At 62.4% G+C, this 12,497-nt stretch carries 13 protein-coding genes; 11 read left to right on the forward strand and 2 right to left on the reverse strand.

The features are described from left to right. Nucleotides 1-73: 73 nt before the first annotated feature. The 3 genes from BTW07_RS08810 to BTW07_RS08820 all read left to right on the forward strand — a co-directional run bounded on the left by BTW07_RS08810 (nucleotide 74) and on the right by BTW07_RS08820 (nucleotide 3,189). A complete protein-coding gene (locus tag BTW07_RS08810; protein ID WP_075569810.1) occupies nucleotides 74-778 on the forward strand; it encodes an ABC transporter ATP-binding protein in 705 nt (234 codons plus the stop codon). A 69-nt stretch (nucleotides 779-847) separates the two neighbouring features. Then, nucleotides 848-1,846 carry a branched-chain amino acid ABC transporter permease gene (locus tag BTW07_RS08815; protein ID WP_075569811.1) on the forward strand — a complete coding sequence of 333 codons (999 nt, stop codon included), beginning with the start codon at nucleotides 848-850 and terminating at the stop codon, nucleotides 1,844-1,846. After that, on the forward strand, nucleotides 1,846-3,189 hold the full coding sequence (locus BTW07_RS08820; protein ID WP_075569812.1) for a branched-chain amino acid ABC transporter permease: 1,344 nt from the start codon (nucleotides 1,846-1,848) through the stop codon (nucleotides 3,187-3,189). Before BTW07_RS08815 ends, BTW07_RS08820 begins: the two co-directional genes overlap by 1 nt. Before the next feature lie 107 nt (nucleotides 3,190-3,296). Here the strand turns inward: BTW07_RS08820 and BTW07_RS08825 are convergent, their stop codons facing one another. Continuing rightward, nucleotides 3,297-4,499, reverse strand: a complete 1,203-nt coding sequence (locus BTW07_RS08825; RefSeq protein WP_075569813.1) for an ABC transporter substrate-binding protein — start codon at nucleotides 4,497-4,499, stop codon at nucleotides 3,297-3,299. 309 nt (nucleotides 4,500-4,808) lie between these two features. On the opposite strand from BTW07_RS08825, the gene BTW07_RS08830 reads away from it, so the two are divergent. From BTW07_RS08830 to BTW07_RS08840, 3 genes are all read left to right on the forward strand, one after another. After that, nucleotides 4,809-5,111: a hypothetical protein gene (locus tag BTW07_RS08830; RefSeq protein WP_075569814.1), complete on the forward strand. Its 303-nt coding sequence runs from the start codon at nucleotides 4,809-4,811 to the stop codon at nucleotides 5,109-5,111. A gap of 126 nt (nucleotides 5,112-5,237) precedes the next feature. Further along, nucleotides 5,238-6,020 carry a trehalose-phosphatase gene (gene otsB, locus BTW07_RS08835; protein ID WP_075569815.1) on the forward strand — a complete coding sequence of 261 codons (783 nt, stop codon included), beginning with the start codon at nucleotides 5,238-5,240 and terminating at the stop codon, nucleotides 6,018-6,020. A gap of 261 nt (nucleotides 6,021-6,281) precedes the next feature. Next, nucleotides 6,282-7,664 carry an alpha,alpha-trehalose-phosphate synthase (UDP-forming) gene (locus BTW07_RS08840; protein WP_075569816.1) on the forward strand — a complete coding sequence of 461 codons (1,383 nt, stop codon included), beginning with the start codon at nucleotides 6,282-6,284 and terminating at the stop codon, nucleotides 7,662-7,664. A gap of 210 nt (nucleotides 7,665-7,874) precedes the next feature. On the opposite strand, the gene BTW07_RS08845 is transcribed toward BTW07_RS08840, so the two are convergent. Then, nucleotides 7,875-8,249 (reverse strand): hypothetical protein, encoded by a 375-nt coding sequence (locus BTW07_RS08845; RefSeq protein ID WP_075569817.1) that lies wholly within the window; start codon nucleotides 8,247-8,249, stop codon nucleotides 7,875-7,877. Between the two features lie 242 nt (nucleotides 8,250-8,491). Between BTW07_RS08845 and BTW07_RS08850 the strand changes: the two genes are divergently transcribed. The 5 genes from BTW07_RS08850 (at nucleotide 8,492) to BTW07_RS08865 (ending at nucleotide 12,492) form a co-directional block, all read left to right on the forward strand. Then, nucleotides 8,492-9,199, forward strand: coding sequence for an SIMPL domain-containing protein (locus BTW07_RS08850; protein WP_075569872.1), 708 nt, complete (start codon nucleotides 8,492-8,494; stop codon nucleotides 9,197-9,199). 468 nt (nucleotides 9,200-9,667) lie between these two features. Continuing rightward, nucleotides 9,668-9,814 carry a hypothetical protein gene (locus tag BTW07_RS20005; RefSeq protein ID WP_167369282.1) on the forward strand — a complete coding sequence of 49 codons (147 nt, stop codon included), beginning with the start codon at nucleotides 9,668-9,670 and terminating at the stop codon, nucleotides 9,812-9,814. 23 nt (nucleotides 9,815-9,837) lie between these two features. Next, nucleotides 9,838-10,536: a metal ABC transporter ATP-binding protein gene (locus BTW07_RS08855; protein WP_075569818.1), complete on the forward strand. Its 699-nt coding sequence runs from the start codon at nucleotides 9,838-9,840 to the stop codon at nucleotides 10,534-10,536. Further along, the gene (locus BTW07_RS08860; RefSeq protein WP_075569819.1) at nucleotides 10,533-11,417 is read left to right on the forward strand and encodes a metal ABC transporter permease; all 885 of its coding nucleotides are present in this window, start codon (nucleotides 10,533-10,535) and stop codon (nucleotides 11,415-11,417) included. Before BTW07_RS08855 ends, BTW07_RS08860 begins: the two co-directional genes overlap by 4 nt. Before the next feature lie 64 nt (nucleotides 11,418-11,481). Then, on the forward strand, nucleotides 11,482-12,492 hold the full coding sequence (locus BTW07_RS08865) for a metal ABC transporter substrate-binding protein (RefSeq protein WP_075569820.1): 1,011 nt from the start codon (nucleotides 11,482-11,484) through the stop codon (nucleotides 12,490-12,492). Nucleotides 12,493-12,497: the final 5 nt, after the last annotated feature.

The following is a 12,497-nucleotide window of genomic DNA, read 5'->3' on the forward strand; positions in this document are numbered from 1 at the left end:
CAACGGCGAAACGACTCCGAAGCGCTATCAGCAGCGACAATCACTCGCCAAGCAATAACAAACGAGCACATCAATGCCACTACTCGAAGCAGTTGACGTTCATGGCGGCTACGGCGGCATGAACATCCTGAACGGCGTCAACATGACGATCGAGGCCGATGAAATCGGCGTCATCGTCGGGCCCAACGGCGCCGGTAAATCGACCATGCTCAAGGCCGTCTTCGGACTGTTGACGATCACGCAGGGTGAGATCCGGCTGCGGGGCGAAGCTATCACCAATCTCTCTCCGCACAAGCTGGTCGAGATGGGAATGGGCTTCGTCCCGCAGGAGAAGAACATCTTCCCCAGCCTCTCGGTCGAGGAAAACCTGGAGATGGGCGCGTTTCTCAAGCCCGCCACCGCCTCGCGCCTGAAGGCACAGATCTACGAATTCTTTCCTCCCCTGCTCGAAAAACGCCGCCAGCCGGCCGGCGAGCTCTCCGGTGGCCAGCGCCAGATGGTGGCCATGGGCCGGGCGCTGATGAACGAACCCAGCTTGCTGCTGCTCGACGAGCCAACCGCCGGGCTGTCGCCGCGCTACATGAACGAGATATTCGATCGGGTGAAGACCATCAATGCCGCCGGCGTCGGGGTGCTGATGGTCGAACAGAACGCCAAGCAGGCACTGCGCATCGCGCACAAGGGCTTCGTGCTCGCGGCCGGACAGAATCGCTTCAGCGACACCGGCGAGGCGCTGCTCAACGATCCCCAGGTGGCCAAGAGTTTTCTCGGAGGCTGACGCCGCCACGGTGGCCCTATTCAAAAGCGCCCGTGTTCGAGAGAGCCCGTATTCCAGAGAGATTTTGTCGTGAATGAGCTGATCTATTTCTTCAACTACGTGGTGGTCGCCGGCAGCGTGACCGGCTGCATCTACGCCATCGGCGCCGTCGGGGTGACGCTGATCTACAGCATCCTGCGCTTCGCCCACTTTGCCCATGCCGACATGATGACACTCGGCACCCTGGCCGTGCTGTTGCTGACGCTGGCCTTTCCCCATGCCGGCGATCCCCTGGGGTTACCCACCGCGATCGTGATGCTGCCGGTGGCGATGGCGTTGACTTCGCTGGTGGCCGTGGGCATCGATCGCGCCTTCTATCAGCCGCTGCGCAGCCATGGCGTCAAACCGATCGTGATGGTGATCGCCTCGCTCGGCGTCACGCTGATGCTGCAGGGGCTGATCCGGCTGTTCGCCGGCACCGGGTCGCAGAATCTCTACGTCGATGCGCGCAAGGAGATATTCCGTATCGACGTCCCCGGCGTGACCCGGCCGATCATTCTCACCGAACCGCAGATCATTCTGTTCGTGATCACCATCGTCGCCGTGGTCGGGCTGCATCTGTTCCTGACTCGGGCGCGGCTGGGCAAGGCGATGCGGGCGATGTCGGACAACCCCGATCTGGCTCGCGCCTCCGGTATCAATACCAGGCTGATCATCACCCTGACCTGGATCATCGCCGGCTCGCTCGCCACCATTGCCGGTACGCTGCTGTCGCTGGATGTTGCCTTCAAGCCGGATCTCAGCTTCTTCCTGCTGCTGCCGATCTTCGCTGCCGCCATCGTCGGCGGGGTCGGCCATCCGTATGGCGCCATCGCCGGCGGCTTTCTGGTCGGCTTCGCCGAGACGCTGGCGGTGTTCAACTGGTCGGTACTGCTCAGGCCGGTGCGGGACAGCCTGCCGACCTGGCTGGAGCTGCCGAACAATCTGGCGCTGGTGGGTACCGAGTATAAAATCGTCGTGCCCTTCTTCATTCTGGTGGCGGTGCTGATCTGGCGCCCGACCGGCATCTTCAAAGGGAAGGTGATCTGATGACGGCCTCTTCATCACAACGACCTGCACCTCAGCAACCGGCACCCCAAGGTGCAACGCCGCCGGAAGCGCCCGCGCCACGCACGCTCCCCGTTCGCGAGCTCGCACTGTTCGGCGGCCTGGCCCTCGTGGTTCTCGCCGTGTTCGCGACCATGGGTCCGGCCTACTCCACGCGCATGCTGGTGGAAGCCTCCTGCTATGCCATTCTGGCCCTCGGCCTGACCATCCAGTGGGGCTACGCCGGCCAGTTCAATGCCGGGATCATGGGCTTCGTGGCGCTGGGAGGGTTCTCGGCCACCTTTTTCAGCATTCCGGTCAATCCCGCGTTCTGGGCCAGCGATCTCCCCGGCCGGCTGGGCTGGGTGCTGCTGGCGATGGTCGTGGTCACGGCCATCGTTTTCGGCATCAGCCGGCTGGATCGCATCGGGCTGCCCAAGCTGCTGCGCACGATTCTGGCCATCGCCGCGGGGCTGATCGGTTATCTGGTCGTGATCAGTTGGCTGCGCAGCGTCACCGGCGATATCGAATCCCAGGTGGAGTTCATCGGCGGCCTGGGCTTGCCGGTCTGGCTCGGCTGGATCGTCGGTGGCGTGCTGGCCGGTGGTGTCGGTTACGTCATCGGCCATATCTGTCTGGGGCTGCGCAGCGACTATCTGGTCATCGCCACGCTGGGTATCGCCGAGATCATCAAGGCGTTCCTCAAGAATTCGGACTGGCTCACCCGCGGCACCGCGACCATTTCGCCGCTGCCTTGGCCGGTACCGGATCCTGGCGAGGTCGGCTTCCTGACCGCTCGCGCGCTCTACCTGTCGGTCACCGTGGTGATGATCGCGGTGATCTTCTTCCTGCTGCATCGCGCCTATCACGCCCCCTGGGGCCGCATGATTCGAGCCATCCGCGACAACGAAGTCTCCGCCGCGGCCATGGGCAAGTCGATCAACCGCCGGCGCCAGGAGATCTTCGTCTTCGGCTGTATCCTGATGGGGGTCGGCGGTGCGGTGCTGACCAGCTTCAACGGGCTGTTCGATCCGCAGGGTTACCTGCCGCTGAACCACACTTTCCTGGTGCTGGTGATGGTGATTCTCGGCGGCCCGGGCAACAACCTGGGCACGCTGTTCGGCGCCGTGCTGGTCTACGTGATCTGGATCATGTCGGGCCCGTTGGCGCTGGCACTGATGCACGCCGTGACGGCGTTGGGCGACAGCTGGTTCGACTGGCAGCCGGGCAATCTCGACAGTCGCGCGCTACAGGCGAGAGTCTTCGTGATCGGCCTGCTGATCCTGCTGGTACTGCGCTTCGCCCCGCGCGGGTTGATACCGGAAAAGGTCGCGCATCACGATTGAGCGATTCTACGAAGCCTGAAACGCAAAAACCCCGAGCCTGAGCTCGGGGTTTTGCTGTCTGAACATTGACGCCGATCAGTCGTCGATGGCGCCCTTGGTGACGCTATTTATTCACCGATCGCCCCCTTGGTCACAAACTTGCCATCCTCGACGGCCATTTCGACCACGATACCCGGCACGTCGCCGTTGTCATCGAACTCCTGGTTGCCGGAAGCGCCTTCGTAGTTGATCTCCTTGCCCTCCTTGATCAGCTTCTTGGCCTTCTCCCACTCGCCCGGCAGGATCGTCTCGCCGGGCGCGGTGGCAACGTCACGCAACGCCTTGGACAAGCCTTCGCGATCCGCGCTGCCGTTCTTCTCGATGGCAAGCGCCAGCAGGAAGGCGGCATCGTAGGACTGCGCCGCAAACACCGCGCTCGGATCGATATCGGCTTTCTTGGCCAGCTCGTTGAAGACGTCACCACCCGGCGCATCCGGAGAGCCCGGGCGCGTCGCGATCATGCCCTCGAGCACGTCGGCACCGACAGCGTCGACCAGCGAGTTGCCAACCATGCCATCGCCACCGGCGTACTGGGTGAAAGCGCCGCTTTCATAAGCCTGACGCAGAATCGTCTGGCCGGAAGTATCAGCATAGGCGAGCACGACCAGTGTCTGTGAACCGCCGGAAGAGAGCTTGCCGACTTCCGAACGATAGTCCGCCCGGTTGTCTTCATGGGCCAGATTGGCGGAGATCGAACCGCCTTCCGCTTCGAAGGTCTTGGTGAAAGCCTCGTCGAGACCCTGACCGTAGTCATTGTTGACGTAGGTCACGGCGACATCCTCGATCCCCTTGGAGAGCAGCAACTTGGCCAGCTGCTCGCCCTGGAAGGCATCGGACGGCACGGTGCGGAAGACCAGATCGTTATCGTCCAGATCGGTCACCGCCGGCGCCGTGGAGGCCGGCGAGACCATCACCACGTTACCGGGGATCGCGGCGTTGTTGGCTGCAGCGATGGTAGCGCCGGTACACAGCGCGCCCACGATCGCGGTCACCTTCTCGCTATTCACCAGACGGTCGGCGGCGTTGGAGGCGGCCGAGGCATCCGAGCAGGTCGTGTCGCCGGAGGGCATGACCATCTCTTCGCCGTCCAGCAGGCCGCCCTGATCATTGACTTCCTGCACGGCGAGCTTGGCGCCATCGAAAATCGGCGGTGTCAGGCTTTCGATACCGCCAGTGAAGCCCCCGAGAAATCCCACTTTGACTTCCGCCTGCGCGACACCGGCGCACGCCGTGGTCGCCGCAATGGCGAGTGCAAGTACTGTCTTCTTCATCGCTGTTGTCGCTCTTTGTAGGGTTGCGAAAGACTTTTATCAGGTCGTGAAAGACTTTTATTAAGTCGTGAAAGACTTTTATTAAGTCGTGAAAGACTTTTATCAGGTCGTGAAAGACGATGTTAACTCTGCTGGCACGCCGCCCAAAACACAAGCTTTCGTAACCGTACGTGTCTCCACCTTTTGGCGTGCCCGTCCCGCTCATAGTAATGCATGGCGTCGGGGCGCCTCGCCACCTTCGTGCAACGACAGACAGCGCGATTAACGGCTACGCTGAACACGCACGCTTACCAATGTTAAGGAATCACTATGCACAAGCATGTTGAATGGGACACCCCGGGCGGCGCGAGTGTCGACGCTCACTATGCCAAGGACGAACAGCATCGCGTCACGCCGCAACCGGGGATGATGCTGACCGCTCGCTACCACGGCTCCACCGTGCGAGTGAAGGTAGAAGCCTACAAGGACGGCGTGACCATCGGTGAAGTCGCCGCGCTCGTTGGCGACGACGGCGACCGTCACGATACTCATGGCGATCTCAGCGTCGGCGACATGGTCCGCCTTCCCGACGACAAGCGTGCGTTTCAGGCAGCCGCCGACGACGACGATTGAGACACGGGACTTAACGCTTCCAGCCGTCTACGACCTGGAAGTCCGTCTCGGACAATGCCAGGGCAACGCCGGCACGCAGCCGGTGTTGCCAGTCGACCCTTCATCCAGATGAGCGTGTGCAGGCCAATGCCCAAATCTCCAACACCTTCTTATTCCTCGCCGCCGTCTTCGCAGCTTCCCGTGCCGCGCCGCGACTGGGCGCTGTTTCTCGACTTCGACGGCACCCTGGTGTCGCTCGAAGCCCATCCCGACGATGTCCACGTATCGCCGCGTCTGAAGGCGCTGCTCGGCGAACTCGACAAGACTTTCGGCGGCGCGGTGGCCGTGGTCAGCGGGCGGCCGCTGGACCAGCTCGAACGCCTGCTCGCACCGGTTTCCCTGCCGATGGCAGGCATTCACGGGCTCGAATGGCGCGAGGCCGACGGTACGCGCCACACGGCGATCGACCAGCCCGCCCCACTGGCATCGTGCCGCGACGCCCTGGCGGGCTTCGTCGCGGCCCATCCCGGGCTTCACTACGAGGACAAGGGCGTCACACTGACCCTGCACTACCGCGGCGCCCCGGAACTCGCTGAAACGTGTCGCAAGTTCTTCGAGGCCCAGCATCAAGCGCTTGGCGACACGTTCGAGCTGATCCTCGGCAAGTGCGTGCTCGAGCTGCGTCCCGGCGGATACCACAAGGGGACTGCCGTTGCCCGCCTGCTCGACGAAACACCGGCCTTCCAGACCCGTACGCCGGTTTTTATCGGCGACGACGTTACCGACGAGGATGCCTTTCGCGTCGTCAACGCCCGCGATGGCCATTCCGTGCGCGTCGGCAGCCAGGGTGAGACTGCCGCGACCTGCTATCTTGAATCAGTACAGGAGGTACTGACATGGCTGGAGAGCCTGACAACGCAAGGTCCCTGAGCGGCGTATCACGACGCGTCGCCACCCCGCGCATCCGGTCACACCGGCAGTTGCGAGATCGGCGCACCGATCGATGACCCGGCTCACCGCCAGAGGCGGCTCCGCCCCGATCTCGACACCACCGATCTCGACATCACCGATCTCGACATCACCAATTTCGAAACGACCGATCACGAACTGCGGACCCACTTTTCGCAGCCTACCGCATGGTCGAGTGATCCACTCGGCGTCACACCTCAGTCTTGGCTGGGAGGAGACCGTATGACCCGCCTCGTCGTCATTTCCAACCGTGTATCCATCCCGGAACCCGGCAAATCCGAAGCCGGTGGCCTCGCCGTGGCGATCACCGGCGCCCTCGACGAATATGGCGGGCTGTGGTTCGGCTGGGACGGCGAGGTCAGCGAAACGGCCGTCAGCGAGCTCACCACCGTGCAGCGCGAAAACATCACCTACGCCACGCTGCCGCTGCCCAAAGAAGACTATGAAAACTATTACCTGGGCTTCTCCAACGAAGTTCTCTGGCCGGTCTTTCACTTCAACCTGGGCGCCATGGACTTCCAGCTGGAGTACGCCAAGGCCTATCAGCGCGTCAACGAGCGCTTCGCCGGCGCCCTGAGCACCCTGCTCGAAGGCGGCGAGCTGATCTGGGTACACGATTATCACCTGCTGCCGCTGGGCAAGGCGCTGCGCAAGGAGGGCGTCAAGGACCCGATGGGGTTCTACCTCCACATCCCCTTCCCCAGCTACGATCTGCTGCGCGCGATGCCCGGCTACCGGGGACTGCTCGATGACCTGCTGCACTACGACCTGCTCGGCTTCCAGACCGACAACGATCTGCACGCGTTCCGCCAGGCAGTGATCGAAACCTTCGGCGCCGAAATTGCCGGCGACACCATCGAGTGCAACGGCCGACAGGTCCGTACCGGCGTCTATCCGGTAGGCATCGACGTCGACGAGCTCATCGCCGAAGCCGAGCACTCCCGAGACAACGAACAGGCGCGTCAGCTCGAGGAGGACCTCGGAGAGCGCGATTTGATCATCGGCGCCGACCGGCTCGATTACTCCAAGGGCCTGGTGCAGCGCTTCAATGCCATCGAGGCGCTGCTCACGCAATTCGAGCATCGCCGCCAGAAGACGATTTTCATGCAGATCGCCAGCCCCTCGCGCAGCGCGATCCCCGAGTACGACGATCTGCGCCGTCAGCTCGAGGAGATGGCCGGGCACATCAATGGCACCTATGCCGATCTCGACTGGATGCCGGTGCACTATCTCAACCAGACCTTCCCCCGCGAAGCGCTGATCGGCCTGTTCCGTTCTGCCCGGGTCGGCCTGGTGACCCCGCTGCGCGACGGCATGAATCTGGTCTGCAAGGAGTTCGTTGCCGCCCAGGACCCTGAAGATCCCGGCGTGCTGGTACTCAGCGAGCTGGCCGGCGCCGCCAGCGAATTGAGCGGCGCACTGCAGGTCAACCCGTATGACGTGGACGCCATCGCCGCCGCCATCGAACAGGCGCTGAACATGCCGCTCGATGAGCGCCAGGAACGCTACCGACAGATGCTTGGCGTGCTCAGGCGCAACAGCCTGCTCGAATGGCGTCGGCGCTTCATGGAACATCTGAGCCAGCAGAATTCAGACGCCGACTGAACGCAGCCAGCGGCAGGGCCAAAGCCTGCCTGCATGCCGAAAACCGGGCACAAAAAGCCCCGGTCCAGGGGATGGACCGGGGAAGTTGGAGGTACGGGGGAACCTTGGATTACCAGAAGTGCCGTGCCGACTCGAGCGTCATTCGGCTCGAGTGTCAATTTCTGTCAGGGCGCCCGATGACTCGGGCGCGAACTGCAACAGCGGTCTCGATCAGTCGAGGCTCGCAAAAGTCACTTCGACGTTGCCATGGCCGGTATCGCCGGCGCCATTCACGTTCTGCAGTGCCCGGGCAGCGGCAACGCTATGGCCTTGGCCTGCGAGTTCGCCGTTGCCGCCAATGAGATGCGTCCCGTGACGAGTGGACTCTTCGACACTCGCCAGCGCACGACCGGCTTCAACGCTGTAGCCGCTGGTGAAGGTGTTCACACGGTACTCGGTCGGCAGCGCCTGATAGCCGGACGTCGTCTGTGTATTCAACGCTTCATGCTGCTGAGCGAATGCCCGTTGCTCCATGACACTGTTGGCCTGAGCGGCAGCAGGTAGTGCAACAGCCAGTGCGATAGCGGCGAGAATGCGAGTTTTCATGGTGAACCTCCAATCATCTTCGTTTCAGTGGCCGGCCCCTTGGCCTGACCGATGAATGGATTATGGGAGTCATCTTATTAGCTGGCTAATCAGTTGACCCGAAGTCGAGTATCAGCGAGATTGATGGAACGATTTATCGGATTGCCAGGCGACGGAGAACTATCCCACGGCGCTGATAAACGGCTACGATGACCGTCTACGACGACAATGCCAGCAGACGGGTACCGAAACAGGGGGAAGCAATGCTACCGACACGGAGCGCGGTGATTCTGGGAGGCCTGCTGGCAATCGGCATGATCTGGGGTGGCAGCTATATCGAAGATGCCGCCGAAACCTGGCGCGATGCCGGCCGCAGCGTCACGGTCAAAGGCCTTTCGGAGCGCGAGGTGCCGGCGGACATGGCGCTATGGCCATTGCACTACACCGTCACCGCCAACGAGCTGGAAACGCTGCAGCAGGAACTGACGAGTCAGGAGAGCCGCATTCGCGAGTTTCTCACGCAGCGAGGCTTCGAAACCGACAACATCACCGTGACCTCGCCCCAGGTCACCGACCGATTCGCCAACCTCTACGGTGCCGACCGGCCCGACGAGCGTTATCAGGCCGAAGCCACAGTGCTGCTGCGAACCCAGGCAGTCGATGACGTCAAGAAAGCGATGCCCCAGACCGGAGAACTGGTGCGTGCCGGCGTCGTGCTGTCACCCAACTACGATTACCGCACCGAATTCCTCTTCACCGGCCTCAATGATCTCAAGCCGGAAATGGTCGCCGAAGCCACCAAGGATGCCCGTGGTGTCGCCCAGCAATTCGCCAGAGACTCCGGCAGCCGCGTCGGCGCGATCCGCAGTGCCAGTCAAGGCTACTTCTCCATCGAGGATCTCGACAGCTACACCCCCGATATCAAGCGAGTTCGCGTGGTGACGACGATCGATTACGCGCTGGAGGAGTAACTTTACGACCGTATTAGCATCTATACGAATTGAATTCCCGCGTCTGCGGGGAACGGCCATTGACATGCTCCCCAAGATGACAGACGGCCGGTTGATCCCCGCGCCTGCGGGGAACGGGATATCGCCTATGCGCTGGCCCGCGCCGGCCGCGGTTGATCCCCGCGCCTGCGGGGAACGGTCTAATTTTAGGTATTTGTTTTTAAAGAGCAAAATAGAGTCGCAAATTTTTACCGGTAAATTTCTGCTATTTTCGTTGATGCCAAATCCGCAAAAAAATTTAATTATCAGATGGTTACAAATTAGCCAAGTTTTTCCATCAACAGCAAGAGATTGAGCTGCTGATTCTCTAGACTTCTTCCAAGAAGATCCGCCAATGGACGAGGTAGCTGATGGGTATCGGAAAACTGCTTGGCAGCCATTTTGTTATGATATAACCTTTCCGCCTGTTTTCTTCAGGTAGATCTGTTCATGTCACATCGTCACCGGCATCGCCCCGATGGGCCGTGCCACTTTTCCTTGATGTCGCTGGGCGCGGGGCGGCGCGTGCTGCTCGCGCTCATTCCCCTGGCGGTGCTGTGGCTCATCGCCGGTTGGGCGGGCGGGGTGTTGGGTTGATGGCTCCGTTGCAGACACGATCCATGGCAGAGCCCGACACGCTACTGACGCTGGAGTCCCTATCGCTGGCGCAGGGCAACCGCATGGTGCTGGAGAATATCGACGGTCATTTCGAGGCCGGCACCATTACTGCCTTGGTGGGTGCCAACGGGGCCGGCAAGAGCACGCTGGTTCAGGGGATCATGGGCGAGCTGCGCCCGGTCAGCGGCCGCGTTCGCTGCGAGGTTCCCAATGCACGGCGCGCGTGGTTGCCGCAGCAGCTGGCGCTGGATCTGACATTCCCCATGAGCGTCGAGGAGCTGGTGATGAGCGGCTGCTGGCCGACCCATGGCAGCTTCGAGCGTTACGGCGCAGCGGAGTATCGGCGGGGCCAGGCAGTAATGCAGCGCCTGGGGCTGCAGGCGTTCGAACACCGCCCGCTGGGCGAGCTTTCCGGGGGCCAGCGCCAGCGTGCCCTGCTCGGCCGTACGCTGATGCAGGAAGCTCAACTTCTGTTGCTCGATGAGCCATTTGCCAATGTCGATGCCGCGACCGTCGAGGTGTTGATCGACGTGCTGCGCACCATGGCGGCCGAGGGCGCGGCGATCATCATCGTGCTGCACGATCACGATCAGATGACGCGACTAGCCGATCGCATTCTGCGCCTGGATCGCGGGCACGGCACCTGGTCGACGCCCTCTCGGGCCGGCGACGCCTCTTCATCGGCGGAGACGCTGACATGATCGATTGGCTATTCTCTCCGCTGCTGGATTTCGGCTTCATGCGTCGCGCGCTGGTGGCCGGGCTGGCGTTGTCGCTGGTGGCGCCGCCGCTGGGCGTGTTTCTGACGTTGCGCGGCATGAGTCTGGTCGGCGATGCCATGGCCCACGCCGTGCTGCCCGGCGTTGCGGTGGGCTTTCTGCTGGCGGGTTTTTCGCTGCCGGCGATGAGCTTCGGCGGCCTGCTCGCCGGGCTGCTGGTGGCGGGGCTGGCGGGCAGCGTGTCGCGCCTGACTGGCCACCGGGAAGACTCGGCCATCGCCAGCTTCTATCTGATTTCGCTCGCCGCCGGGGTGATGTTGATCTCGATGCGCGGGAGCAGTGTCGACCTGACCCACGTGCTGTTTGGCTCGATTCTGGCCGTCAACGGCACTGCGCTATGGCTGATCGTCAGCGTGTCGAGTCTGACCCTGATCGTGCTCGCCGCGATCTTCCGCATCCTGGTGGTCGAGTGCCTGGACCCGCTGTTTCTGCGCGGCCAGGGCATTCGCGGCGGCGCCGTGCACGGGCTGTTTCTTGGCCTGATGGTGCTCAACCTCACCGCCGGTTTTCAGACGCTGGGCACGCTGATGGCGGTTGGCCTGATGATGCTGCCGGCAACGGCGGCAAGGTTCTGGTCGAAGCGGCTCGAGGGATTGATGGGGCTGGCGATCGCCATCGGCATGGCCTCGAGCGTCGGCGGGCTGCTGCTCTCCTACCACGCCGGCTTGCCCTCCGGGCCCTGCATCATTCTGCTGGCCGGCGTGATCTACCTGCTTTCCGCGCTGTTCGGGCGTTATCACAGCGTCTTTGCCCGCTGGCGCCGCCGGGTGCAGCCGATGCTGCCGCCGGACGCCCACGGCTGAATCGACACTCATCACTCGCCAATCACTATTCAGCACCCCGTTCCACTCTTCACGAGGATTCACGATGTCCCGCCAATCGATCTCTTTCGCGCTGTTCAAGAGCCTGCTCGCCGGCAGCCTGAGCATTGCTGCCCTGACGCCGATCTACGCGCATGCGGATCCGCTCAAGGTCGTCACCAGTTTCAGCATCCTCGACGATATGGTCGAAACCATCGGCGGCGATCATGTCGATGTCCAGTCACTGGTCGGTCCGGATGGCGACGTGCATGCCTTTTCACCCAAGCCTGACGATGCCCAGTCTCTCGCCGACGCGGACCTGATCGTGGTCAACGGCCTGCAGCTCGAAGGCTGGATCGACCGGCTGATCGACGCCAGCGAATATGAGGGTGACATCGTCGTCGCCAGCGACGGCATCAAGACGCGGCCTTTCGAGGGTCATGAGGAAGAGGAAAACGGCGATCATGACCATGACCATGACCATGACCATGACCATGACGATCATGATCACGCCGCTGGCGGCGAGGAAGGCCATCATCATCACGGCGATGTCGATCCGCACGCCTGGCAGGATCTCGAGAACGGCGAACAGTACGCCCGCAACATCCGCGACGCGCTGGTCAAGCTCGACCCCGATAATGCCGACGACTACCAGGCCAACGCCAAGCAGTACATCGAGAAAATGGAGGCGCTGGACGCCGAGGCCAAGCAGCGCATGTCGCAGATTCCCGAGGCCAACCGGCTGATCATCACCAGCCATGATGCCTTCGGTTACTTCGCCGATGCCTACGGCCTCCAGCTGCTCTCGCCGGTGGGCATCAACACGCTGGCCGAGCCCAGCGCCAGCGACATGGGCAATCTGATCCAGCAGATCGAGTCCAGCCACGCCAAGGCGCTGTTCCTGGAAAACATGAGCAACCCGGCGCTGATCCATCAGCTGCATGAAGAGACCGGCGTCGCCATCGGCGGCACCCTCTACGCCGACGCCCTGACGCCGGACGGCGAGGGCAGCACCTATCTCGGCATGTTCCAGCACAACGTCGACACCCTGCTCGACGCGCTGGAAGCCGACGACTGAATCTG

Origin of the sequence: Salinicola socius, assembly GCF_001937195.1 — a bacterium.
In the GTDB taxonomy this organism is placed as follows: Bacteria; Pseudomonadota; Gammaproteobacteria; order Pseudomonadales; family Halomonadaceae; genus Salinicola; species Salinicola socius.